At 53.9% G+C, this 24934-nt stretch carries 24 protein-coding genes; 6 read left to right on the plus strand and 18 right to left on the minus strand.

All coding sequences use genetic code 11. From position 1 onward, the window contains the following. Positions 1-2: 2 nt before the first annotated feature. The 8 genes from ACI9KD_RS01130 to ACI9KD_RS01165 all read right to left on the minus strand — a co-directional run bounded on the left by ACI9KD_RS01130 (position 3) and on the right by ACI9KD_RS01165 (position 8857). Positions 3-1520, minus strand: a complete 1518-nt coding sequence (locus ACI9KD_RS01130; protein WP_414979303.1) for an oligosaccharide flippase family protein — start codon at positions 1518-1520, stop codon at positions 3-5. Next, positions 1510-2409: an NAD-dependent epimerase/dehydratase family protein gene (locus ACI9KD_RS01135; protein ID WP_414979304.1), complete on the minus strand. Its 900-nt coding sequence runs from the start codon at positions 2407-2409 to the stop codon at positions 1510-1512. The genes ACI9KD_RS01130 and ACI9KD_RS01135 overlap by 11 nt, the downstream gene beginning before the upstream one ends. 5 nt (positions 2410-2414) lie before the next feature. After that, positions 2415-3638, minus strand: a complete 1224-nt coding sequence (locus ACI9KD_RS01140) for a methyltransferase domain-containing protein (protein ID WP_414979305.1) — start codon at positions 3636-3638, stop codon at positions 2415-2417. A 4-nt stretch (positions 3639-3642) separates the two neighbouring features. After that, positions 3643-4200, minus strand: a complete 558-nt coding sequence (locus ACI9KD_RS01145) for a dTDP-4-dehydrorhamnose 3,5-epimerase family protein (protein WP_414979306.1) — start codon at positions 4198-4200, stop codon at positions 3643-3645. Continuing rightward, positions 4197-5267: a CDP-glucose 4,6-dehydratase gene (gene rfbG, locus ACI9KD_RS01150; protein ID WP_414979307.1), complete on the minus strand. Its 1071-nt coding sequence runs from the start codon at positions 5265-5267 to the stop codon at positions 4197-4199. Before rfbG ends, ACI9KD_RS01145 begins: the two co-directional genes overlap by 4 nt. Next, positions 5249-6022 (minus strand): glucose-1-phosphate cytidylyltransferase, encoded by a 774-nt coding sequence (rfbF, locus tag ACI9KD_RS01155; RefSeq protein ID WP_414979308.1) that lies wholly within the window; start codon positions 6020-6022, stop codon positions 5249-5251. Before rfbF ends, rfbG begins: the two co-directional genes overlap by 19 nt. Positions 6023-6145: 123 nt before the next feature. Then, positions 6146-8077 (minus strand): 1-deoxy-D-xylulose-5-phosphate synthase, encoded by a 1932-nt coding sequence (dxs, locus tag ACI9KD_RS01160; RefSeq protein ID WP_414979309.1) that lies wholly within the window; start codon positions 8075-8077, stop codon positions 6146-6148. A 36-nt stretch (positions 8078-8113) separates the two neighbouring features. Further along, the gene (locus ACI9KD_RS01165) at positions 8114-8857 is read right to left on the minus strand and encodes a hypothetical protein (protein WP_414979310.1); all 744 of its coding nucleotides are present in this window, start codon (positions 8855-8857) and stop codon (positions 8114-8116) included. A gap of 140 nt (positions 8858-8997) precedes the next feature. On the opposite strand from ACI9KD_RS01165, the gene ACI9KD_RS01170 reads away from it, so the two are divergent. From ACI9KD_RS01170 to ACI9KD_RS01180, 3 genes are read left to right on the plus strand one after another with little or no spacing between them, the layout of a single operon-like run. After that, complete coding sequence (locus ACI9KD_RS01170) at positions 8998-10197, plus strand: GGDEF domain-containing protein (protein ID WP_414979311.1); 1200 nt, start codon at positions 8998-9000, stop codon at positions 10195-10197. 3 nt (positions 10198-10200) lie between these two features. Next, positions 10201-11364, plus strand: coding sequence for a glycosyltransferase family 4 protein (locus tag ACI9KD_RS01175; RefSeq protein WP_414979312.1), 1164 nt, complete (start codon positions 10201-10203; stop codon positions 11362-11364). Next, positions 11361-12275, plus strand: a complete 915-nt coding sequence (locus tag ACI9KD_RS01180; protein WP_414979313.1) for a glycosyltransferase family 2 protein — start codon at positions 11361-11363, stop codon at positions 12273-12275. Before ACI9KD_RS01175 ends, ACI9KD_RS01180 begins: the two co-directional genes overlap by 4 nt. Here the strand turns inward: ACI9KD_RS01180 and ACI9KD_RS01185 are convergent. Together ACI9KD_RS01185 and yrfG are read right to left on the minus strand one after the other, a co-directional pair. Next, positions 12272-12658 (minus strand): RNA-binding S4 domain-containing protein, encoded by a 387-nt coding sequence (locus tag ACI9KD_RS01185; RefSeq protein WP_414979392.1) that lies wholly within the window; start codon positions 12656-12658, stop codon positions 12272-12274. The two genes, ACI9KD_RS01180 and ACI9KD_RS01185, sit on opposite strands and share 4 nt — an antisense overlap. A gap of 11 nt (positions 12659-12669) precedes the next feature. Further along, positions 12670-13332, minus strand: a complete 663-nt coding sequence (gene yrfG / locus ACI9KD_RS01190) for a GMP/IMP nucleotidase (RefSeq protein WP_414979314.1) — start codon at positions 13330-13332, stop codon at positions 12670-12672. A gap of 22 nt (positions 13333-13354) precedes the next feature. On the opposite strand from yrfG, the gene cysQ reads away from it, so the two are divergent. The 3 genes from cysQ to ACI9KD_RS01205 all read left to right on the plus strand — a co-directional run bounded on the left by cysQ (position 13355) and on the right by ACI9KD_RS01205 (position 15836). Further along, the gene (gene cysQ, locus ACI9KD_RS01195) at positions 13355-14209 is read left to right on the plus strand and encodes a 3'(2'),5'-bisphosphate nucleotidase CysQ (RefSeq protein ID WP_414979315.1); all 855 of its coding nucleotides are present in this window, start codon (positions 13355-13357) and stop codon (positions 14207-14209) included. Between the two features lie 111 nt (positions 14210-14320). Beyond that, positions 14321-14566 (plus strand): YdcH family protein, encoded by a 246-nt coding sequence (locus ACI9KD_RS01200; protein ID WP_414979316.1) that lies wholly within the window; start codon positions 14321-14323, stop codon positions 14564-14566. A gap of 28 nt (positions 14567-14594) precedes the next feature. Further along, entirely contained in the window at positions 14595-15836 is a 1242-nt protein-coding gene (locus tag ACI9KD_RS01205) for a sterol desaturase family protein (RefSeq protein WP_414979317.1), read from the plus strand. Here ACI9KD_RS01205 and ACI9KD_RS01210 read toward each other — a convergent pair. From ACI9KD_RS01210 to ACI9KD_RS01245, 8 genes are read right to left on the minus strand one after another with little or no spacing between them, the layout of a single operon-like run. Further along, positions 15833-17434 carry a cation:proton antiporter gene (locus tag ACI9KD_RS01210; protein WP_414979318.1) on the minus strand — a complete coding sequence of 534 codons (1602 nt, stop codon included), beginning with the start codon at positions 17432-17434 and terminating at the stop codon, positions 15833-15835. The two genes, ACI9KD_RS01205 and ACI9KD_RS01210, sit on opposite strands and share 4 nt — an antisense overlap. Further along, positions 17427-17855 (minus strand): hypothetical protein, encoded by a 429-nt coding sequence (locus ACI9KD_RS01215; RefSeq protein WP_414979319.1) that lies wholly within the window; start codon positions 17853-17855, stop codon positions 17427-17429. The genes ACI9KD_RS01210 and ACI9KD_RS01215 overlap by 8 nt, the downstream gene beginning before the upstream one ends. Before the next feature lie 45 nt (positions 17856-17900). Continuing rightward, positions 17901-18806: a hydroxymethylglutaryl-CoA lyase gene (locus ACI9KD_RS01220; protein ID WP_414979393.1), complete on the minus strand. Its 906-nt coding sequence runs from the start codon at positions 18804-18806 to the stop codon at positions 17901-17903. Then, the gene (locus ACI9KD_RS01225) at positions 18806-20803 is read right to left on the minus strand and encodes an acetyl-CoA carboxylase biotin carboxylase subunit (RefSeq protein ID WP_414979320.1); all 1998 of its coding nucleotides are present in this window, start codon (positions 20801-20803) and stop codon (positions 18806-18808) included. Before ACI9KD_RS01225 ends, ACI9KD_RS01220 begins: the two co-directional genes overlap by 1 nt. Continuing rightward, on the minus strand, positions 20803-21612 hold the full coding sequence (locus ACI9KD_RS01230; RefSeq protein WP_414979321.1) for an enoyl-CoA hydratase/isomerase family protein: 810 nt from the start codon (positions 21610-21612) through the stop codon (positions 20803-20805). Before ACI9KD_RS01230 ends, ACI9KD_RS01225 begins: the two co-directional genes overlap by 1 nt. Before the next feature lie 12 nt (positions 21613-21624). Next, a complete protein-coding gene (locus tag ACI9KD_RS01235) occupies positions 21625-23232 on the minus strand; it encodes a carboxyl transferase domain-containing protein (protein WP_414979322.1) in 1608 nt (535 codons plus the stop codon). 10 nt (positions 23233-23242) lie between these two features. Continuing rightward, the gene (locus ACI9KD_RS01240; protein WP_414979323.1) at positions 23243-24412 is read right to left on the minus strand and encodes an isovaleryl-CoA dehydrogenase; all 1170 of its coding nucleotides are present in this window, start codon (positions 24410-24412) and stop codon (positions 23243-23245) included. Positions 24413-24431: 19 nt separating this feature from the next. Continuing rightward, positions 24432-24848 carry a MerR family transcriptional regulator gene (locus ACI9KD_RS01245; RefSeq protein WP_414979324.1) on the minus strand — a complete coding sequence of 139 codons (417 nt, stop codon included), beginning with the start codon at positions 24846-24848 and terminating at the stop codon, positions 24432-24434. Positions 24849-24934: the final 86 nt, after the last annotated feature.

Below are 24934 nucleotides of genomic sequence, written 5' to 3' on the forward strand. Positions count from 1 at the left end.
ATTCAATTTTCAGACATCTCTATACGATAGGTGCGAAGGGCATTGAGTGCTACCGCGGCAAGTGTTGCCGCGAGGGCTATGAGGAGAGTGCTAACAGTACCCGTATGAGCGAGCCGAGAGATTGAGAGGCCTGTGCCGAGAGTTATGAAGCTTATCAGTACTGGGTATGCGAACGCATCCCGATACCAGTCAGCACGGCATTGGGGTAGCAAGCGACTGAACATTATGGGGATCTGTATTAGTAGATAGCCGGCATTCAGTGCCATCCATATGAGTGCGGCACCCTCCATTCCGAGGATGGGTGTGACGAGTAGTAGGCCAGGAATCATCACGAGTAGCGCAATGAAATTTGAATACATCCCCAGGTTCGCCCAGCCCGCCGCAAGTTGCAATGTGTAGGGAAGCGTGCAGAGCGCATTGAAGAGTGATCCCAGTGCCAGAATTGAAATTGACGGCGCAATGCGAGTCGCTAAACTGGAATCAGCCAGCCAGATGCTTGCTATAGAGTTAGGGAATACGCAAAGTAACGCGCCCAAAGGCGTTGCGATAATGGCTACTCGGCGTGACCAGCGTAGAAAAGTTGATGCAGCGTTCTCTTCATTTCCCTGACTTAGCATGGCCGTCAACTGAGGATAGATGGCGGTGTGTACAGGTTGGACGAGCAATGTTTGCAGGCTAGTTAAAGTGACGGCAAGCATGTAGCTGCCGAAGGTCTCCAGATCCAAAAGCTTACTCAATAAAATCTTGTCTCCCTGTGTAAGGCAGACAACGAGAATGCCGGTTCCGGCGACGCTTAATGCGAAGCGCCAACTCTCGCGCAGATAGTCGATATTCCAGCGAGCCCTGACCGCTTGCCGCAATTGACGATACAGGCGGATACGCAATATCACACAGTACGCCAGAGCGCAGATCAGTTGCCATTCGAAAAATAGAACTATGTTGGGGGACTCCCGCAAGTAAAGAAGAGCGATCGCCCCGCCGTACAGAGTTGCGGAATAGCTTAGCCTTGCGAGGTTTACATACACCTGCTCCTGGAGCCCCAGAATAGCTCCGTTGTAAAGAGTGATTAGTAGTTGAAGCCCTAGTAACGGCGCAACGAGCGTCAGGGATTGCTGAAGAATATTGCCGGGAATTCGATTCCCATCGAGCCACTGCGACACGATGGCTTCGGCAAGGACATACATTGCCAAACTGATTAAGCAGGCAGCTATCAGTACCGGGAGTTCGTAGGTGAACACAAGATCCCGACGTTCTCGCATTCGGTTCGAATCTGCGGAATAGCGGGATATTTCGCGGCTTAGAGTGGCTCCAAGCCCCAGGTCAAAAATCGCTGAGATCGCTGTTATTGACAAGGCAAAGCCAATAACCCCCCAGGACTCGGTTCCAAGAATAGATACGAGAATCGGGACAAAAATAAATAGAAGAAGGGCATTGCCAAATCGGCCTATGCCATTCCACAAAATGTTGCGTAATGCGGTGTTTTTCACGCCGCTGTTGAGGTCTTGAGCGCTAGAAGCCATGCGTTCTTAACCACTCAGAATATGCGGCAATGCCTATGCGGAGATCGAGCTGGGGTTCCCAGCCAAGTTGCGTTAGCTTGGTACTGTTGCCTGCGATTCGGTCGGGTTCGCTAACGCGCATTGGTATTGAGCCGTAGACTATGCGTGAGTTTGAAAGAGTTACTTCACGGCAAATATCGACAATATCCCGTATAGATACTGCCTGCCCTGAAGCAATATTGAAGTCACCAACCGCGCTCCTGTTGTCGATGAGGGTGGCTATCGCTCCGGCTACATCATTTGCGTGGAGATAGTCTCTTTTCTGCCATCCATCGCTGCATCGCACATCTTCCCCTGCCAGCATCGGAATCAAGAGTTGGGGGAATAAGCGCTGTGTTGCTTCTCCGGGACCATAAGGAAAAAAGACTCGTGCCCAGGCGAGGCTGCTGCCAGCATAACTTTGAAGTTCATCTAAGAGGCAGTTGCGTAATTTTGCTTTCGCCGATCCATAGGGACTTTGTGGCTGTAACGCGCCTGTATCCTCATCGCATGAAGAATTGCCCCAGCGATACTCCGCACAGGTGCCGGTCACTATGATTTTAGTGCCGCCCGCATCAAGAAATTGACGCGCAAGGCGAAGGCTGGCATCCACCCACGCCTCGTTGAGAGCTGATGTCCAATACTCGCCGGGCGTTGTAAGCCAGGCGAGATGTATTAAGGAGTCATACTTCAGGCCGTGAAGCGAAAACCTATCTTCTAAGAGGTCCCCAGTTAGATGAAAATGTGTCGGCGACAGTTGCTTTGGCGCCCCTGAGCGAACAACACAGGTGACTTCATGCCCTTTTGCTAGAAGCAGAGGAAGCAGGTTTCGGCCGATTAACCCCGTCGATCCTGTTAGCAGTATCCTCAACGCGATTAAAACAGCTCAATACTGGGTATTGCTGTTGCCAACGTGCCGCCCCACTTTTTTACATAGTCCAGTGATTCTGTCAGCTCCGGACGTAGATTCCAGGGCAGTAGTAAGACAATGTCTGGCTGCCTTTCACTCAACACCTTGGGCGACAGGATAGGGATATGGCTGCCAGGCAAGTATTTTCCCTGTTTAGACGCTGCTGCATCACAAACATAGGGAAGTAAGTCAGGAGTGACGCCGCTAAAGTTCAGCAAAGTGCTCCCTTTCGCCGCTGCCCCGTATGCGGCAACAGTTGTTTTATTTTTCCGACACTGCAGAAGAAAGCGCAGGAACTCATGTTTGATTCGAACGGTGCGCTCTCTAAATAATGAGTAAGTCGCCACCTGCCGAAGTCCACCAGCGATTTCTTCGTCAATCAATGCCTTTACATTGTCCTCGGTATGTCTGGAGGCGGCTTCATGGCATCCGTAAACTCGGAGGCTTCCGCCATGTGTGGTGAGTTTTTCGACCTTCCAAACACGTAGGGAATGAGACGCAAAGATTTGTTGAACGGTAGATAGCGAAAGATAGGAGTAGTGCTCATGATAAATTGTATCGAATGCGCAGCTGTCGATTAGTGTTAGTAGGTGCGGGAATTCGAGTGTAATAACTCCTTCTGGCTTCAATGCTCGGGCCATCCCGGCGGTGAAGTCATTTATGTCGGGGACGTGCGCATAAACGTTGTTTCCAATGACAAGGTCCGCCGATCTTTCAGTTGCTGCCAGGTGCTTACCCAAAGCCTCGGTGAAAAACTCCCTTAAGACGGGGATTCCAATTTTTTCGGCGGCTACGGCAGTTGCCTTAGTGGGTTCGATGCCCAAGCAAGGTATTCCCTTGGAGACGAAGTTCTTGAGTAGGTAGCCATCATTTGAAGCCAACTCGATGACCAGGGAGTGCTCCTTGAGAGTTAGTTGCTGAACGATACTGTTGGTGTAGTCGTGAGCGTGTCGCAGCCAACTCTCGCTAGTTGAAGAGAAGTACGCATAATCATTCGTAAACAGTGTCGTCGATGCAGCATAGTCCTCTGTTTGAACAAGCCAGCACTGACTGCAAGCATAGATCCGAAGAGGTAAATGTACCTCAGGGGCTCGAAGGTCTTCGTCGCTTAGATACGCGTTAGATGGCGGCGCATAGCCGAGATCTACGACTTGAAACAGTGTGCTTGATGCGCAAAAACGACACTTCACTTAACTACGCTCCTAGCTGTCTATCTTTAATTATGGGCAGCGAATCGTCACGGTTAGAGAGGTTCCGTGAGTCTATGGGCCAAGGGATGCCTATTTCGGGGTCGTCACAATGGATTCCGCCTTCTGCGTGTGGAGCATATTTTTTGGTGTGGAAATAGGTCAGGATGCAGTCTGGTGTCTGCGTCTGAAATCCATGTGCGAAGCCTTCAGGTATAAGTAGACCTTTGCCATTTTCAGCTGAGAGTGTCGCCGCGTACCACTGAAGGTAGGTCGGAGAATCATCACGAAGATCCACGGCAACATCCCAAATCTCTCCCTGCACGCAGCGGACAAGCTTCTTCTCAGCATTCGCGCCACGCTGGAAGTGTAGCCCTCGCACTGTTCCCGCCAGCTTAGTTATCGAGTAGTTGGCCTGCTCTACACCATCGCCTTCCAGAATGGAGTCAAGCTCAGAATGGCAGTAGAGTCGCGAAAAATGGCCACGACTGTCTGCGTGACGGCGACACTTAAGTAAACACAGTCCCTGAAGTGGCGTTTCACAGATTTGGAACCAATCGCTCATGGTGAAACTTCTTGCTGATAGGCTGTAATTTGTTCTTCGGTAATTGCGTGTGAGGAACTGTACCAAGCGTCATACCATTCTACGGTTCGAGCAATAGTCGTTGTAAAATCCCACACTGGACGCCAGCCAAGTTTTTCGTAGGCCAAACTACTGTCAAGCGCTAAGAGAGGCGCTTCCTGAGGCGCGCCTCGCTCCTCCTGTGCCCAGGTAAGCTGAGGCCAGGCTACTGCAAGAACGCTAAGTACGTCTATGACCGGACGGTTCTCGCTACCTTGAGGACCAAAATTCCAGCTTCGGGCAAAACTGCGATCGCCTTCAATAAGCTTGGCCGCGAGACGCGTATAACCTGCAGTAGCCTCGAGTACATGTTGCCAGGGACGCGTAGCCTGAGGATATCTTATCTTAAGCGGGTGACCCTCGAAACATGCTCGTACCGCATCTGGAACAAGCCGATCATCCGACCAATCGCCACCTCCGATAACATTTCCTGCCCGGACAGTGGCGACGAGAACTTCACTGTCAGTACCGAAAAATGAATCACGATAGCTCGACGCAAGAATCTCCGCGGCCGCCTTGGAGGCACTATAGGGGTCTTTCCCGCCCAGAGGATCGTCCTCTACAAATGCGCGTCCGGTGGCTTTATTGAGATAGCATTTGTCTGAGGTCGCTATTACAACTGCGCAAGGCCGATGCAGATCTCGGCAGGCATCAAGGACATTGGCTGTCCCGAGAACATTTGTCTGCCAAGTGCCAATAGGGTCGCGATATGAGTCGCGAACGAGAGGCTGGGCGGCGAGATGAAAAATCACATCTGGCTTGATTTCAGCTACGAGTGACTTAACCTTGTCGCTATCACGTACGTCTATCCAGGATTGGCGTGCTTCTGGAAAGAGGCAGTCTCTATGATTTGGGTTGGTGCTGGGTGGAAGTGACAAACCTGTGACTTCCGCTCCCTGAAGCTGCAACCACAGTTGCAGCCAGGAACCCTTGAAGCCAGAGTTGCCTGTAATGAGCACTTTCGCGCCGGCAAAGTTATTAGCCGTAATCATCAGTCCCAGAGTTTCCATGGGGCTTGCTCGGATGACCACAAGGCTTCTAATTGATTTTTCTCTCGCAGCGTATCCATCGGCTGCCAGAACCCTCTGTGTTTGTAGGTGGCAAGCTGACCTTGGCTGGCAAGCGAGCGTAGGGGGCCCTCTTCCCAAACCACGTGATCACCTTCAATTAGGTCGATAGCTGATGCTTTCAAAACGAAAAAACCACCATTTATCCACGCCCCATCTCCCTGAGGCTTTTCTACAAACCCAGTTGCAATGTCGTCACCGATAGTCAGTGCACCATAACGACCAGGCGGCTGAACTGCGGTGACTGTCGCGGTTCGATTTTTGAGGCGATGGAAATCTATAAGCGCTCGCAAATCGATATTCGCAAGGCCATCTCCGTAGGTGAAGCAAAAACTCTCGTCTTCGCTGAGGTAATCACGAACGCGAGCAAGTCTTCCCCCGGTCATTGTGTTTTCGCCGGTGTCCACGAGAGTGACCTTCCATGATTCGGCATACTTTTGATGTACATGCATGGAATTGTTCCGAAGATCGAAGGTCACGTCAGACATATGTAAGAAGTAGTTCGCGAAATATTCTTTGATCATATATCCCTTGTAACCGCAGCAGATCACAAAGTCTTCTATCCCATAGTGGGAGTAGAGTTTCATAATGTGCCATAAAAGCGGGCGCCCGCCGATTTCCACCATAGGCTTTGGCCGAACAAGAGTTTCTTCAGAGATTCGCGTGCCGAACCCCCCCGCCAGCAGCACCGCTTTCATTGAAATACTCCCCTGGACATATGGCTTATCTATCGTATGTATAAAATTCTGATCGTGTTTTTAGCGATTGACGCACTGTGCTGAAAGCCTAGGGGCTTCGTGTGGGCGCGAACGAACCGCTGCTCAATTTGCCACAGTGAAAGATCTGGACAACGGATCAACCGCTGCCGCTCGTCCTTGAGAACAGGCGATAATAGCTTGGACAGAGGTGCCAGCGGAGGTTCGAAGTGCACTTTGGTCGCCGTGTTCAATAAAGTTATCGGGTATCCCTATGTGCTTAACGGGACACTGGATGCCATGATGCGCTAACAACTCCGACACAGCGGATCCAGCGCCACCAGCAATCGCATTTTCTTCCAGCGTGATTAAAAGATCATGGCTGCTGGCGAGCTCCAGTATGAGTTCTTCATCCAGTGGCTTGACCCAACGCATGTCCACCACCGTTGCATCCAACTCTTCGCCGGCTTTCATCGCTTCAGAAAATAGCGCACCAAAATTCAGGATCGCAACCCCTTTGCCAGCTCGAACAAGTACAGCTTTTCCGATGGGTACTTCGGTCATGGTCTCTTCAATCAAAGAGCCAGGTCCGGTTCCTCGAGGATAGCGAACGGCAGCCGGGCCGGGATGTCTATAAGCCGTGTACAGCATCTGGCGACATTCGTTCTCGTCCGAGGGGGCGCCAATCACCATGTTTGGGATGCAGCGCAAATAGCTGATATCGAAGGCTCCGTGATGCGTGGGGCCGTCCTGCCCCACCAGCCCCGCACGATCAATCGCAAAGGTCACATCGAGCTTTTGTAGTGCGACATCGTGTATGAGTTGATCGTAGGCTCGTTGTAAAAATGTTGAGTAGATAGCCACCACCGGCTTGGCGCCCTCACAAGCCATGCCAGCGGCGAGAGTCACCGCATGTTGTTCGGCAATGGCGACATCAAAAAAACGCTCTGGATACTGCTGTGCGAAGGGCACCATTCCAGAGCCCTCGCACATGGCGGGCGTAATTGCCATCAGCCTTTCATCTGTGGCCGCCATGTCGCAGAGCCACTGACCAAAAACATCTTGGTATTTGACCTTTTTCAGTGTCGGTGCCGGTGGCGTGGGCGGCTCAGCTCCAGCCGCAGGCTTGATTTCGAGTTTGTTAATGGCATGAAAACCTATGGGATCAGCTTCTGCAGGAGAGTAGCCCTTACCCTTCATGGTGAGCACATGCAAAAACTGGGGACCTTTGAGATCACGCATATTCTCAAGAGTTTGCAGGAGTTGCGGTAGGTCATGCCCATCTATTGGACCGATATAGTGCCAGCCTAACTCCTCAAACAGTGTCCCCGGGGCAACCATACCCTTCATGTGCTCTTCGGTACGCTTAGCCAGATCCCAGGCAGGCTTGATCTTCTTTAACGCGCGTTTGCCACCTTCGCGCATGCTGATATACGTCTTGCTGGCCCATATTTTCGCGAAGTATTTGGCCAGTCCACCGGTGTTTCGACCGATGGACATTTGATTATCGTTCAATATGACGAGCATATTCGGTCGGACATCGCCTGCATGCGCTAAGGCCTCAAAGGCCATGCCACCGGTTATTGCGCCGTCGCCGATAACCGCCACCACGCGCCGAGGATCGCTTTCTCGAGCTGCTGCCAGGGCCATGCCCATGGCGGCTGAAATACTGGTTGATGAGTGGCCGACGCCAAAGGTGTCGTAGGCGCTCTCGCTGCGTTTAGGAAAGCCTGCCAGTCCGCCAGCTTGGCGTATGGTACCCATGCGCTGCATGCGGCCGGTGAGAATCTTGTGTGGGTAGGCTTGATGACCGACATCCCAAACAATTCGATCTCTAGGCGTATCGAAAACTCGGTGAAGAGCGATAGTTAATTCAACAACACCGAGACCGGCGCCAAAGTGCCCGCCAGACTGTCCTGCACTAAACAGAAGGTAAGAGCGCAGCTCATCGGGCAGGGCCAGCAGCTCTTTTTCGGTCAGCTCGGAAAGGTTTGCACCCTGATCAATTTTATCAAGTGCCGCAGTGGTCGGTCGTGCTGTGGGGAGTTCATCAAACATCGCGAAATTGTAGCGCAAAATGCGTGTAGCTGGTTGCTATTGTGGGCTGCTCGCTTCCTGGTCCAGCTGTTGGCGCGCTTTGATCTGCGTTGCAAGGAGTAAAGATATGCGCCCGTATCCACTAGGGCTCAGGTTAATACCATCACCACGGTAGTACTCGGGATTGGGGCTCCCATCTAAGCCGCTCAAGATAGGGTTGGGGTCAATAATCGTGAGGTCGGGTAGCTCTGCCGCGAGCTGGTCTATGGATTTGTCTATCTGAGAGATGCGCTCGTGGTCATCGGGGTGCAATGGCATCTGTACAGGGGCGATCACATAGCGCCAGCTACTGGAGCCGTATTCTTCATCGCGGTTAAGAAGTGTCCGTAAGCTGGCGGTGAAGTCTTCGGGGGTCTTTTGGTCACGCAAATACAGGTCCGCGTAACCAGGAAACACCACAAGAACATCCGGACGGTAGAAGGCTGCCAGACGATCGTAATGAAATGTAAGATCTTCGAGAGTTGCGTCTCCCAAGGGGCGCAACAGGGTGGCTCTTGGGAGCAGGCTGGCGGGCAGGTCCTTCCAAAGACGGACGCGATGGCCTCCAATAACCACAATGGGTTGCTGAGGTATCGCGTCATCGAGGTCAGCGGCAATCAAGGCGGCAATCTCGCTATCCCAAACCTCTGGCGAGGGGTCGAGGTAAGTGCTGATATCCCGGGAAACGATGAGTGCGAAGTGAATTAGGGGTAAACAGAGCAGCAGCCCTGCCAATATTCGCAGTGTTTTCCATTGATACATCGCGTATCCCTTATATTCGACGCTAAGTGTGTCTTAGCTTGTAGTACCCGGCAATGACCCATACGCGACCCTGTGATCGAGGTCTCACCCTCACAATATGTACTTACCGGGTGGGCAGTGCTACGTGTAAACTTTTACCCATGATTTATTTACGTAACATTCCAGAAAGTGAGCTGTTCTCCGCACAGCTTGAGTTGCTCATGCAGCACGCGCGCGTGGCGTCGATGATGGCTAACCTTATTGGCGTGATTGCGGTTATGGGACTACTTTGGCCTTACTTTGATACTGGAGGCCTTTTGCTCTGGGGCTTTGGGCTCTTGAGTCTTTTACTGCTCAGGTCCTTGCATATGAGCAGCGCGCTGGCTGATCGCCGCTACTTGAGCGGGCCGCAGAAGCTGTTTTGGCAGCTGGTGCTTGGTTCGGCCGTGACCGGGCTGGTCTGGTCTGGGACTTTTATTCTGGTGAGTCCTTATCTTCCGGTCACCCTTCAGTACTTGCTGCTGCTAATTGTGGTGTTTATTTCGGTGATTTCACTGGCTGTAATGGTTGTGGTCAGAGAGTACTTTCTGGCCTTCATCTTCGCTGCACTATGGCCCATTGCGTGGTGGAGTCTCGCGCATTTTTGGGATCAACCTTACAACTTACTGCTTGGGCTTTTGCTGTTGGCGCTCACGGGGCTTCTTACGGCAGCAGGTAATGGCATCCACGATACATTTCGGCGTATGCTCAGCCTGAGCTGGCAGCAAGAGACGATGACCCGGGAACTGGGTCAGATTACCGGTTCTTTGCGAGATCGAAATGTGCAGCTTCAGGAGGCTCGGCGTCAGCTTACGGATCTGGCTAACATTGACGAACTTACCGGGCTGGGTAACCGCCGGCTGATAAATCAGACTCTACGAGACGAAGTGAATCGTGCGCGGCGCTCCCACGGATGGGTGTCGGTTATTCTCATCGATGTCGATTATTTTAAGAAGTACAACGATACCTATGGCCACCCAGCGGGTGATGAGGTGCTGCGGCGTATTGGGGATATCATGCAGCGGGTGACTGCCCGAGCGGGTGAGGTTGCTGGGCGTTATGGCGGCGAAGAATTTATTTTGGTTCTGCCGGGCGCGAAAGCTCCCGATGCTCTGCGGGCTGCTGAACGCTTGCAGCGTTTGGTGTACGAAGAGAATATTCCGCATAGCGCATCGGACGTATCGGATCGAATCAGCATATCCCAGGGTGTTCTTTCGATCATGCCTGACGAGGATGTGGATCCCGGAGTTTTGGTTGATCGAGCAGACGCTGCTCTGTATGAGGCTAAACGCGAAGGACGCGACAAGATCGCTTTGGTGTGATGTGTGAGTGACTTACCCGTGATGCCTCAACGTCTGGCCATCTTTGGTGCTTATAGCGATCACGACCTTTATCAGAGAAATAGAATACTTGTAAACATCCTCGAAGAACTCAGCGGCGAGACTGTGTATGTTCGCCCTGAAACGCGATCCGCGGGACACGGTTTTTCTTCCGGCAAGACTATTTTCTCGCGTGTAGGTGGCCTGTTGCGTGATGCATGGTCCCTGTGGTCCCAGCGTTCCCTGCTGAGGGGATGCGACACTGTATTTGTTCCCTATCCGGCCTATCTGGATATTGCTTTACTTTGGATTTCCGGTCAGACGCGGCGAAAGCGCCTAATAGTCGATGCTTTTTTGGAGTTGCATAGCACCGTTGTTGAGGATCGAAAGCTTATTCCTCATAAGTCGTTGCGGGCACGCATGCTCTTGGCTTTTCAGCGCTTCACACTGGGAAAAGCCGATGTCGTATTGATCGATACAGCTGAGCAGGCGACCCTGCTGAGGCAGTATCTTGCAGGCACGGACACGCAGGTCGCCGAAATACCGGTGGGTATTGATGAGTCAATCTGGACTGAAATCCCACGTCAAGCTATGGCCGAGCGAGCGCGGCTCTTGTTCTGGGGCACTTTTATACCTTTACACGGTGTTGAGCACATCGTTGCCGCTGCGCGTCTTCTCGAAAGTCAGGGAGTCGATGTGGACTTGCGGATCATCGGCGATGGACAGGTAGCCCCCAGCATATGGGCGGACTTAGAGCGTGCGCCACTGAACACACTTAGCTGGGAAAGACGTATTGTCGACACGGATACTTTGAGGGGCGCCATTGCTGAGGCACATATTGTCCTTGGTGCGTTTGGTGATTCGCTTAAAGCGGCATCTGTTGTTCCCTATAAAGTTCATCAGGCGCTCGCCTCGGGTAGACCGACAATTACACGAAGCGGAGCTGCAATAAATGCGCTCGCCGACGAACATACGGGTCTGATTGTATGTCCACCCGCCGATCCGGCGGCGCTGGCGGGGGCAATAGAGGAAACCATTGCCCGCTTGAAAAGCGACTGGTCTCCCGCGCCTCGCACCGTGTACGAACAGCATTTTAGTAACCGTGTAATCAAAGAAAGCCTTATCGCCGCCCTCGATCCCCGATTAAACCCTGAGTGTACGGACCGATGAGCGTCATTATTTGTATGGCGACTTACAACGGTGATCGATGGCTGCAGGAGCAAATTGACAGCGTGATCGCGCAGTCCTATGAAGGCTGGCAGCTTTTAATTAGCGACGACGGATCTTCGGATGCGACGCTAGAAATTATTCATGACAATGTGCGTCGTGATTCGAGGATGCGTTTTTTAGATCAACGCAAAGGTGGCCGGGGTGCTGTGGGCAACTTCGAGTATCTTCTCAGTGAAGCTGCCAGAGTATCAGCTGAGTGGGTGGCACTCTGTGATCAGGATGATGTGTGGCATCCCGAAAAGTTATCACTGCAGCGTCAGCAACTGCAAAATTTCCGCGCCTGCTGTAGTGATCTCATGCTGACAAATGCTAAGGGAGAGGCAACTGAAGTGCGTTTTTTACAGCAGTTGGACTCTCCCTTGCAGCCATCAGTAAGCTCCTTGCTTGCGCACAATTCCGTTGTGGGCTGCACGCTGGCTGTTACAGCTGAGGTGCTGGACTTAGCCCTGCCTTTCCCCCCAGGCCTGAGAAACCATGATTGGTGGCTGGCACTTTGCGCTTTGTGCGAAGGCCCGTTATTTTGCGACTCTCAAACCTTGGTCAACTACCGACAGCACGACTCGAACGTAGTGGGTGCTTACGACCCACTGCGGCAGCTAGTGCACGCCCCCGAGCTATTTCTTCGGCAAAGAGGGGTGCTTTCCTCACAGTTGGTCGCAGTGCGGGTGCTTATAGAGCGCCTTCTTCATAGGCAGATCAATCCCCCGCAGGTGCTGGAGAATTATCTTCTGCAAGTGGGTTCTGATTCGTTGAAAAAGCGCTTTGCGGCGCTCGCCTTTGGAGAGTTTGCAGCGCCTCACAGGCCTTTACGCGCGCTGCGTATGGCGGCTGCGCTGAAAAAACTTGATTAGCCATCGTCAATATGGCGAAAGCGATGAATCTGCCGTCTCGCTCTTTTATCGGGTTTTTTGGCCGGGCGCCCGATCATACCTCCGGCGAGCTTTCGTGCCTGGGCTGACTGCTCACGGCGCGCAATGCTCTGTTCTGTCTCCAGATACAGCGCCTGAGCCTCTGCTGCTCCGCGGCGCTGATCACTCAGGGCCAGAACAATGATGTCTCGCTCGTCCCAGCCTTGGCGAACGCGAAGTTCATCGCCGGTGCAAATTTCCCTTGAGACTTTGACTCGTTGGCCTTCGAGCTGAACTTTCCCTCCTTCGATGGCCGCTTTGGCCAAACTTCTGGTCTTAAAAAAACGGGCTGCCCAGAGCCATTTGTCGACTCGCAGTTTCTCCATGGATGCGCCGCTCATGGAAGTATAGCTGGCATGATCTCGTCAAAATGATGGATGCCCGGAAATCGGGTGCCCATACGCTTCTGCTGAGAGCTGTCGGGTTGAAGTAGCGTGAGCAAGTGCCGTATGCCATAGGTTTTAGCCGCATCGAGCACCGCCTCTGTGTCATCGATAAACAAGGTTGTTTCGGGATCAAAGGGGTGTAGTTCTTGTAAGCGTTCCCAGAAAACCTGCTGCTCTTTTGGCGCATTGAGGTCATGAGATACAACGATGTGATCAAACCACTCGGTGATATCGACTTCTGCCATTTTGATGTTCAGCGTTTCTCGATGCGCATTCGTGACCAATAAAACGTCCAGGGGTTGGGAGCGCAGCCAGCGAAGAAATTCCAAAGAGTAGGGGCGCATACGAATCATGTGCTTTATTTCGCGCTTGAGTCGCGGGATGTCCATATCCAGCTCTTTGGACCAGTGATCAAGGCAATACCAGGGAAGAGACCCTCGGATGGATGTAAAGCTGTCGTGAAGATACGCTATGGCCTCGGCTTCTGAAATACCTCGCGTTTGCGCATAGGCACGAGGCAGATACTCCATCCAGAAATGGTTATCGTAATGGAGGTCAAGCAGGGTGCCGTCCATGTCCAGCAGCACCGTGCGAATGTTAGGCCAGTCAATCATCGCTGGGTGTATAGTAACGTCTATGCAATTTTCTGGGCACCCGCCATTGTCGCGGGGCGAAATCTGGGCTCTTCTCGACCTCTGCCAAAGTGCCTCCCAGAGCATACTTGCGTGTTACAACGACGAGGCAAGCGCGGGTCTTTTGTACAGCAAAGAAGATCGAACACCGCTCACCAAGGCCGATCTTGCGTCACACGAAATTCTGAGTGAAGGTTTGCGCAGCTTGAAACCTGAATTGCCTTTATTGTCTGAAGAGTGCAGCCCCGGCGAGATAGCCGATCGCGACCAATGGGATTCCTTTTGGATGGTGGACCCTCTGGATGGTACTCGTGAGTTTCTCGAGCGGACCGGGCAGTTCACTATAAATATTGCGCTGATAGAGAACCAGCGGCCGACACTAGGGCTGATTTACGAGCCACTGTCGCGGAAGGGCAGCCTGGGAATCATTGGTGAGGGCGCTTGGCGACTCTGTTTCGAATCCGGCGCGTGGCAGGCAACGCCTTTGACCACTCGGAAGCTTCCCTCAGACCAGTTGGTAATCCTCGCAAGTCGGCGTCACAAAAACCCCAGTCTGGATCGCTGCCTGGAATTTTTGAAGTCTACGCATGAATTGTCGCGGCAAAATAGCGGGAGTGCATTGAAGTTCTGTGATCTGGCTGCGGGCCGTGGAGATTGTTATCCACGCTTCTCGCCTTGCAGTGAGTGGGATGTTGCAGCGGGCGATGCCTTAGTAACCGCCGCGGGAGGCCGGGTTTTGGGTCTTGATGGCGCGCCCTTGCGGTACAACGCCCGGGACACTCTGCTCAGTCCGCACTTTGTGGCAGTGGGTGACAGATCGGCGTCGCTTTGGAATGAGCTGTTAGAGTCTATGGCATGAGCGGCTGGCATCAGTGAGTCGCATAGCTAAGACGGGGCTTGTCTGCAGGCGAGGGCGCGGTTATCTTTTACGTTCTCCTCACAGTGTGACTGAAGGCGGGAAACCCTGTACATGAACTGGCCACCGGGCAAGGAACCAGACGCTGACGCCGAAGCCGCAAACGAGGTTTTGACGCCTGCGATGCGACTACTGCAACTGCAAACGCGGCATCGGGCGCTCGATACGCGCATCGACGAGATGCAGCTTTATCCTTATCGGAATCAAATTCTTCTTCAACGCTTGAAGAAAGAGAAGCTGCGGCTGAAAGACACTATCGCACTTCTTAAGGATGACATGATTCCGGATCTCGACGCCTAGAGGCGTCTGTTGGTTCGAGTCTGCCGCTATGGACCTCATTGTTTACGCTGTTCCGTTTTTTATCCTGGCCATGGTGCTGGAGCTGTTCTGGGGTCTGTGGGTTGGTCACAACACCTATCGTGTGAATGACGCGGTTAGTAGCCTTTTCCTGGGGACACTAAGTCAGGCCAGGAAGTTTATTACCCTGGGTGTTGGTGGCTATATCTATCATCTCACCGCAGAGCATTTCTCCTTGTCATTAATGAGTTCAAAGAGTATCTGGACCTGGGTGTTGGCGACTGTTCTTTATGACTTTTGCTACTACTGGCTTCATCGCCTTGGCCATGAAAGAACCATTCTGTGGGCTGCACATGTGGCGCATCATCAGAGTGAGGACTACAACCTCTCCACCGCATTGCGCCAAACCAGTACCGGTTTTTTACTAGGCTGGGTTTTTTATGTCCCGATGTTTGCTTTGGGAGTGCCGGCGGAGGTGCTTGTCACTGTGGCGTCGATCAATCTTATCTACCAGTTCTGGGTGCATACCGAGCATGTCGGTAAGCTAGGGTGGTATGAATGGATATTTGTCACGCCCTCGAATCATCGTGTTCACCATGCGCAGAACGATCACTATTTGGATCGCAACTATGGTGGTCTGTTTATTCTTTGGGACCGCGTGTTTGGCACTTTTCAGGAAGAGCTCGCGTCTGAGCCTCCCATCTACGGTATCCGCGGTCCGCTGCGCAGTTTTAATCCACTTCGTGCGCTGACACATATCTACGCTGACATGTTCCGGGATAGCTGGAATGCACCGCGGTGGCGCGACAAATTGCTTGTCTGGATTGCCAGAACCGGGTGGCGGCCCGCAGAGTTAGCGGTGACAGATCCACGCCCCAAAGCTGATTTGAACGACTTCGTGCGCTTCGATCCGCCTACAAGTTTGGCGGTGCGTGTTTACGCCCTGTTTCAGCTCGTAGCCGTGGTCGCGTTACTGGGATATCTGCAAGCCGGGGTCTTAGACAGCTACGCCGCAAGCGTATGGTTCGTAGTGGCTATGCTGTTGACGACGGTAACCACGGCCTCATGGATCGAGGGGCGGGCGCCTTGGATCAGTTTGCGGTGGGATCTGCTGCGCCTGGGCGCCTTTGCACTGGGGCTTGTAATGACACCGGGGCTTGGCATTTTTACGGGCGTTGCAGCGGCTTATCTGACGGTTAACGTCTTGTTCGTCCTGCTGTTGTATTGGTCTCCAAACGCCGCTGCCGCGGCCGAGTCGATGAATACGGCCTAGCTGCCGGGCTCTGAAGCGTCGGTGGCGTCGCGATCGCGGCTTCTTCTCTCCCGTAAACCACGCGCTGCGTGAGCCGCGAAGCCTTCTCCCGCTTGAGCATACAGATTAAAGGCTGAAATACCCTTGGCTTCGAGCGCTTGGGCTTCTTCGTCGAATCGAACAACGGCTGCAATACGTCCTTGGTAACCCATTTCCCGGAGCAGATCGGCAACCAGCATGTTTTCCTCATGATTGGTCAGAGCCAGCATTACAAGTTCGAGTTCGTCCAGCGCGACGCGATGCCAGAAGTCAGGGTCACTGGCATCGGCTGCGGCAACGCGTCTATGCATCGCATGATGCTGCGCGAGCTTGCGGTCGTTGTCATCAATACCGAGAACCTCCTCGCCGTAACTACGCGCTATAGCTTCGTAAGCACCGGTTCCGATGTTGCCCATGCCCAGCACCAAAACACGAACGTTGCGCGTGTCAGGACGTTGGGCGCGGACGAGAGGCGACTCATGGCGAAGTAGGCGAACTCGATGACGGCGATACAGCTTGTGAGACAACTTATTTAGAGGTGAGGCGACCAAAAAGCTCATCGCAATAGCGATAGACATGGCGCTGCTCCATTCTTGGCCGACCCAGCCCTGCGTGACTGCCACGGCAATAACAATCAGGCCGAATTCACTGTGGTTCGCAAGGCTATTGGAGGCCAGCAAGGCGGTGCGCGGAGCAACGTGGAATCGCGTGAACAGTGGGAAGTACAGCAGTGGTTTGAGCAAGGCCATGGCGCCGAGAGCGAAGGCTAGGATCATGAGGCTCGGAGAGGGCCAGCCACTGAGTCCAATGGATAAAAAGAAGCCCACGAGAAACAGGTCTTTGAAGTAAAGAAGGTTGCGTGCGAGCTCTTTGCCCTTTTGTTCTCCGGCCAGTAAAACGCCTATCAATAGTGCGCCAAGATCGCCCTTGATGCCGACACTGTCAAACAGCTGCGCACCTAAAATAGCGAGGGCAAAGCCGGCCAAGGTGAACAATTCGCCGTGACCGGCAAGGCTAAGCAAACGTAAGATCGGACGACGTGCGGGAAGTAGCAGTAGGAGCCAGAGCGCTGATAATTCAGGCACATTGCCCGTGGAGGCCGCGAGGAACAACACGGCGGCGAGGTCCTGAATGATCAGTACACCAATCGCGAGATTGGCGTGTCGCGATGCGATTTCGCCGCGTTCTTGCATGATTTGAATAACAAATACGGTGCTGGAAAAGCTGAACGCGAAGGCGATGATTAAATTGCCGCTGATTGACAGGCCCAACTGGGGCATCAATTGTCCCGCAAGGCTGAGGAAAGCGAGAACCACCAATTGCGTGACCAGCATATGCACAACCGTTGTTCCCCAAATACGCGGCATCAAAAGATCGCGAGTTTGCAGCTTTAGGCCAATGCTGAACAAAAGGAGGGTGATGCCCATCTCGGCCAATTTGGCGAGCATCTCGCCGCCATCGACGTTGAGCTCATGCAGCACAAAGCCGGCTGCCAAGTAGCCGATGAGCGCTGGCATGCCAATTGCGCGACTGGCCATACCACACATCAGAGCGACGATTATCAACAGCGGATCAGGCATTGTCGGCTCTATGCTCGGGTAAGCCCGCTGTCACTGGTAAGTCAGATACACCCTTCAACCCGGGCTCCACTTTTTGATGTTCGGGATGCAGGGATGCCCAAAGCGCGGGTATGCATAGCAAAGCAATTGTCAGGTCGCTCGCGATGCGCAAGAGCTCCCAGGCCGGTATTTCCAGAGGGTAGAGCCCAAACCAGCCACGTAAGGGCGGCAATGTGATTGCCAGGAACAGTGAGAAACGCGATATTCCGAAAAGGCCAAGGCCTAGAAGCAGGTAAAGCGCACCGGTAAGCGCTGTTAGTAGCAGCGTGGAGGTCGTAGGTAAGAGCCAAAGCGACATACACTGACTGGCACCGGACAGAATCGCCACAATAGCCGCCAGGTTGCGAAGTTTTTGCGGGTCTGTGTCAGGGTGCTTAGTCACGCTGGAAACGTTAACACAGAGAGCTGCTGCAGCAATGTCAGGCGCTTAACCGCCTCTGGCTTTGGCAACAGCGGACTGGCTGTCACGCCCGAGTTTTTTGCAAACCGACTCACCCACGGCGATCAGGGCATCGAGATCAACACCCGTTTCGATGCCCAATCCCTGTAGCATGTAAACGACGTCTTCACTTGCAACGTTTCCACTGGCGCCGGTGGCATAGGGGCAGCCGCCTAGGCCAGCTACCGAGCTGTCAATACGCGTAATGCCGTGTTGCAAGCCGATCAGAATATTGGCAAGAGCTTGCCCGTAGCTGTTATGACAGTGCAGCGCCAATTTATGCGCGCCCAGCGCGGGAACAAGCGTGTTTAGCAAGGCGTCCATGGATCCCGGTGTGCCCGTGCCGATAGTGTCTCCCAGGGATACTTCGTAGCATCCGAGCGCCAGAAGATCCTGGCAGACTGCGAGCACGGCAGCGGGTTTGATGTCGCCCTCGTAAGGGCAGCCGAGCACACAGGACACATAGCCCCGCACAGCGATGCCGGCCGTGTCTGCCGCATCCATGACCGGACGGAAGCGCTCAATGCTTTCGCTGATTGAGCAATTAATATTGCGTTGAGAAAATGACTCCGAGGCGGCTGCAAACACAGCGACTTCGCTGGCGCCTGCCGCCATTGCACGCTCAAACCCCTTAAGATTAGGTGTTAGCGCTGCGTAGGTAACGCTGGGTGCCCGCGCAATGCGGTGGAATACATCTGAGCTATCAGCCATCTGCGGTATCCAGCGCGGATTGACGAAGCTTCCGGTCTCTATGTACCGAAGTCCGGCTTCTACAAGACCCTCTACCAGAGCTATCTTGTCGTCTGTTTGCAGCGGAGTACTCTCGTTCTGAAGACCATCACGTGGCCCAACCTCGACCAAAGAGACCTCTTTTGGATAACGGACAGCGTTGATCACTCCGATACCTCAGGATCGAAGTCGACCAGACTGGCGCCGCGATCTACGAGGTCCCCGGGCTTACACCGGAACCCATTAACCCGACCCGCAGACGGCGCCCGGAGCGTTTGCTCCATTTTCATGGCTTCAATAACCACAACCGCATCGCCTGCGGCTACCGTTGTTCCGGGCTCCACAAGATGCGCGACCACGGTGCCGTGCATGGGTGCGCCAAATTCACTGTCGCCTGCTACGGCCGCGCTTGTATCTGCAACTAGAAGTTGCTTCTCTGCAAAACGAAACGCACCGTCGTCCCAGAACACCGTGAACTCGTTATCTTCGCGGGCAAAGCTTCCGCGATAGCGATGGCCATCCAGCTCTAGCATCAGGACATCATCTTTGAGGTCGCCGCGAATGGTGGCGGTTTCGTCGTCCAGCAGTAGTTCCAGGTAGTCGCCGCGATCCACCAGCTCTACCAAGTACTCGTCACCGTGGCACAACACATCAAAGCGTTGGCGATGGGGTGTGTTCATACGCCACCCACGACTATCCGCCCAAGGCGAGAAGCGGTCATTGCCAGGGCTTTGGTTTGCGCGGCGTCGCAAGGACAGCAATGCCAAAGCAGCTGCGGCAAGGTCGCGATTTTTCTGCGCCGGGGGCGCTCTGAATAGGTCTTCGCTATGGCGCTCGATAAAATGGGTATCAAGATCACAGTGTGCAAATGCGGGCAAGGAGGCGATGTTGTACAAGAAGGCAATATTGCTGGCTGGTCCGGCAACGCGGAAGGCGCTGAGCGCGCTAGTGAGTCGCCGGCGGGCTTCTTCTCGAGTATCTCCATGTACCACCAGCTTGGCGATCATCGGGTCGTAGTAGGGACTGATTTCACTGCCTTCTATGACACCAGTGTCGATGCGCAGCGATGGCCCTTCTGGCGGTAAGCGTAGGTAACTGATAACCCCTGTGGAAGGAAGGAAACCTTGTTCCGTATCTTCGGCATAGATACGTGCTTCCATCGCATGTCCGTCAATGCGAATCTCAGTCTGACTGAGCGGAAGCGGCTCTCCTGAAGCCACGCGTAGCTGCCACTCTACAAGATCCTGCCCCGTGATCATTTCGGTTACCGGGTGTTCTACTTGTAGCCGCGTGTTCATTTCCATGAAGAAGAATTTGTGGGAGGCATCTAATAGAAACTCTACGGTTCCTGCTCCCAGATAGTCTATGGCACGTGCGGCCTCGACGGCGGCCTCGCCCATGGCTTGGCGCAGTTCGTCACTAAGTCCTGGCGCGGGTGCTTCCTCGATGACCTTTTGATGTCGGCGTTGGATGGAACAGTCTCGCTCGGCCAGATAAACACCGTTGCCATGTCCGTCACAGAAGACCTGAACTTCCACGTGCCTGGGACGCTGGATGAGTTTTTCGATTAGCATGCGGTCATCGCCGAAGCTGGCCGCGGATTCGCGTCGGGCAGCTGCGAGAGCTTCAGCAAACTCACTGGCCTCATTCACGGCACGCATGCCCTTGCCGCCGCCACCTGCGGTTGCCTTGAGCAGCACGGGATAGCCCATAGCGTCAGCCTGGTGACGAAGTACGTCATCGCGTTGGTCGTCGCCGTGATAGCCGGGAATCAGCGGGACGCCAGCTTCCGCCATGATCGTTTTAGCACGCGACTTGGAGCCCATGGATTCGATAGCGGCTGCGCTTGGTCCGATAAACACGATACCGGCAGTCTCGCAGGCTCGGGCAAAGTCGGCGTTCTCGGACAGAAACCCGTAACCCGGATGTATGGCTTCGCTGCTGGTTTCTTTCGCGGCCGTTAGGATTCGTTCCTGATTTAGGTAGGACAGCGTCGCCGCCGATTCCCCGATATGTACGGCCTGATCGGCCAGCTGTACGTGAAGCGCGTTGCGGTCGGCATCGGAGTAAACCGCGACGGTTCGTATTCCCAGTGCTCGGGCTGTATGAATCACGCGGCAGGCGATCTCGCCGCGGTTGGCAATAAGAATTCGGTTAAACATTAGCTGTTGCTCCCTGTGGCCCAGCCCGGTGGACGCTTCTGGAGAAAAGCCTGCAAGCCTTCCTGGCCTTCACGTGAGACGCGAATATGGGCGATGCGTGCACTGGTGTCGTCAATCATCTGAGCGTCTACAGCTTTGCCTGCGATGTCTCGAATAAGTAGCTTCGCTGCGCCTAAGGCTTCGGGGCCATTAAGCAATAGAGCTTCGACTATATCGTCAATACGGCTGTCGAGTGCGTCCGCTTCGCAACATTCATGCACGAGTTGAATGTTTTCGGCGCGCGTAGCATCGAAGCGCTCGGCAGTGAGGAACAGGCGTCGCGCCCAGCGCGGACCGATAGCCTCGATGACATGTGGGCCTATGGCGGCGGGGATAAGGCCGATGCGAGTCTCGGTAAGTCCAAACAGCGCAGTTCGAGTTGCTATCGCAATGTCGCAACAGCTGATGAGTCCCACGGCACCGCCAAAGGCGTTTCCCTGTACACGCGCTATTGTCGGCTGCGGTAGCGTTTTCAAAGTCTGCAACATGGTCGCCAGAGCGCGGGCATCGTCAAGGTTATGCCCGTAATCGTACTCTGCCATGCGCTGCATCCAGGCCAGATCGCCGCCCGCCGAAAAGCTTTTCCCTTCGGCCTGGAGGACCACTACCCGAACGTCTTTTCGTGTCGCGAGGGCGTCAAAGTGCATCTGCATATCCGCGATCATCGCGTCATCAAAAGCATTGTGTTTTTCTGGACGGTCGAGGCTTACCCGGGCAACGCCCTGCGCATCAATGGTGCAGCTTACAAACGATTGCTTATTTGTGGTCATGACAGTTGCACCTTACATTCGGAACACGCCGAAGCGTGATTCAGTCACTGGTGCGTTAAGTGCCGCAGATAACGCCAATGCGAGTACCTGGCGTGTGTCTACAGGGTCGATGACGCCGTCATCCCACAAACGTGCAGACGCATAAAAGGGGTGGCCCTGAGCTTCATAGCGATCGAGGATCGGCTGTTTGAATTCGGCTTCTTCATCGTCGCTCATGCTTTCGTTGCGCCGAGCTAACTGGTCTTGCTTGACGGTCGCCAGGACGCTCGCGGCTTGCTCACCACCCATTACGGAAATTCGCGCGTTGGGCCACATAAACAGAAAGCGAGGGTCATAGGATCGACCACACATGGCATAGTTTCCTGCACCAAATGAGCCCCCAATAATCACTGTGAGTTTGGGAACGTCCGCACAAGCTACGGCGTGAACCATTTTTGCGCCGTGGCGAGCAATGCCTTCAGCTTCGTACTCCCGACCCACCATGAATCCGGTAATGTTCTGAAGAAACAGCAGCGGTATTTTGCGTTGAGCACAGAGCTCGACGAAATGCGCAGCCTTGACCGCCGACTCTGAAAAAAGGATGCCATTGTTAGCGACGATGCCGATCGGATAGCCATGCAATCGTGCGAAGCCGCAGACGATGGTGTCGCCAAACAAGGCCTTAAACTCGTCAAATGCAGAGTCGTCAACCAGGCGGGCTATGACCTCTCTTACATCAAAGGGTTGGCGCCGGTCCGCCGGGACGATGCCATAGAGGTCGGTGGCCGGATAGCGCGGCTCCACGGGCTTTCGTATTTCGATATTGGCGTGCTTAACACGATTGAGATTCGCGACGGACTGTCTTAGCAGTGCGAGGGCGTGACGATCATCGTTAGCATAGTGATCGGTAACTCCCGACTGGCGACAGTGAACATCGGCACCGCCCAATTCTTCGGCGCTGACAATCTCGCCTGTGGCTGCTTTTACCAGGGGCGGTCCACCCAAAAAGATAGTGCCCTGCTTGCGGACAATGATCGATTCGTCAGCCATTGCAGGCAGGTAGGCGCCTCCGGCGGTGCAGCTACCTAGAACGGCAGCTAGCTGTGGGATGCCCTTGGCAGACATGCGAGCCTGATTGTAGAAGGCGCGGCCAAAATGCTCGCGATCAGGAAACACCTCATCCTGCAGCGGCAAAAAAGCACCACCGGAATCTACGAGGTACAAACAGGGCAGTTGGTTTTGCTCGGCAATAGTTTGTGCGCGGGCTTGCTTCTTAACAGTGAGCGGATAATAGGTGCCGCCTTTTACCGTCGCGTCATTGATGAACACCATGCACTCTTGACCGCTTACACGACCAATGCCGGTGATGAGGCCAGCGCCGGGTACATCGTCCTCATAGACGTCATGCGCGGCCAGTTGGGATAACTCCAGAAATGGCGTTCCCGGATCCAGTAGCGCATCGAGACGTTGTCTCGGTAGTAACTTTCCTCGGGACAGGTGACGCTCTCGGGCGACTTCGCCGCCGCCCTCGCTGATCTTTGCTACCAGCTCGCGCAGCGCTTCTACCTGAACCCGCATCGCACGTTGGTTTTCCAGCGCGACGCTGTCGTTGGCGTTGTATCGGGTCTGAAGAATTGTCATAAGCTAATACTCAGGCCGAGGCCTTGAAGAGTTCGCGACCAATCAGCATACGCCGAATCTCGGAGGTGCCGGCGCCGATTTCATAGAGTTTTGCGTCGCGCAGGAAGCGCCCGGCGTTTGCTTCGTTGGTGTAGCCATAGCCACCGAGCGCCTGAATAGCCTGTAACGCGGTTTGCGTTGCTTTTTCGGCGGTGTACAAAATAACCGCGGCACAGTCCTGGCGTGTTTCTTCACCACGATCACAAGCCGCTGCAACCGTATACAGGTAAGAGCGGCAAGCGTTCAAGTCAGCATACATATCCGCTAATTTGCCCTGCATCAATTGGAATTCACCAATAGCCTGGCCGAATTGCTGTCGTGTATGAAGGTAGGGGAGCACTTCATCGATACAGGCCTGCATGATGCCTACGGGTCCCCCGGACAGCACAGTACGCTCATAGTCCAAACCCGACATCAGAATCTCTACGCCTTTGCCTTCTGCGCGGAGAATATTCCCGGCGGGGACTTTGCAATCTTCAAATACGAGCTCGCAGGTGTTCGATCCACGCATGCCGAGCTTGTCGAGCTTTGGTGAACGGGAAAACCCTGGATAGTCGCGCTCGACAATAAAGGCGGTGATGCCGCGTGATCCGGCCTGGATATCGGTTTTGGCGTAGATCACATAAACGTCTGCGTCCGGCCCGTTGGTGATCCACATTTTTGTGCCGTTGAGCACGTAGTGGTCACCCTCGCGGCGTGCCTGAAGCTTCATACTGACTACGTCGGAACCTGCGTTGGCTTCTGACATGGCCAATGCGCCCACATGCTCGCCAGAGCAAAGCTTCGGCAGATAGTGAGATCGTTGCGCATCATCACCGTGGCGTTGAATCTGATTTAAGCACAGGTTAGACATGGCGCCGTAGGACAGGCCCACTGAGCCAGAAGCTCGGCTGATTTCTTCCATGACGATGGAGTGCGCGAGGTAGCCCATGCCGCTGCCGCCAAACTGCTCATCGACTGTGATTCCCAGAAGCCCCATGGCGCCAAGTTTGGGCCAAAGATCTGCGGGAAAATCATTATCTTTATCTATCTGTGCAGCGCGAGGCTTGATCTCTTTTTCGCACATTTGATGAACCGCATCTCTGAGCATGTCGATGTCTTCGCCAAGCCCGAAATTGAGAGTGGAGTATCCGGTATTCATACGCTGAGCTCCTTGCGCGTCATGCCATGAGGGTTTCTTGGGTGTGTTCGTTGTGATGCTTGCTCTGCGCCTCGCGACAAAGATCTTCTACTTCATCAAGCGCTGTGAGCATGTCATCAAGATCTTTTCGTTGCTGCTCGAGTGCGGCGCGGCGTTTGCTCACGCGCGCCAACAAAGACGCCAACTGTGTGGAGTCACTCTCTCCGGGCTGATACATATCGATGATCTCAACACTCTCCGCGAGGCTGAGTCCGATGCGTTTGCCGCGAAGGATCAGACGGATGCGTGCGCGATCGGCAGCACTGTAAATACGCCGCTGACCAGAGCGAAGAGGTTTGATAAAGCCCTTTTCTTCGTAAAAACGAATCGTCCGCGTAGAGATTTCAAGCTCGCGGGAGAGCTCAGAGATGCTGAAGTGTTTTTGTGTTCCGTTCATTTTAAAAGAATACCTTACGTTTACGTTAACGTAAAGCGTAGTGATGAGACAAAATTCGAAGTGTAATTAGTCGCTGAGCCGCAGTT

This window comes from Congregibacter sp. (assembly GCF_047617445.1).
Lineage (GTDB): Bacteria > Pseudomonadota > Gammaproteobacteria > Pseudomonadales > Halieaceae > Congregibacter.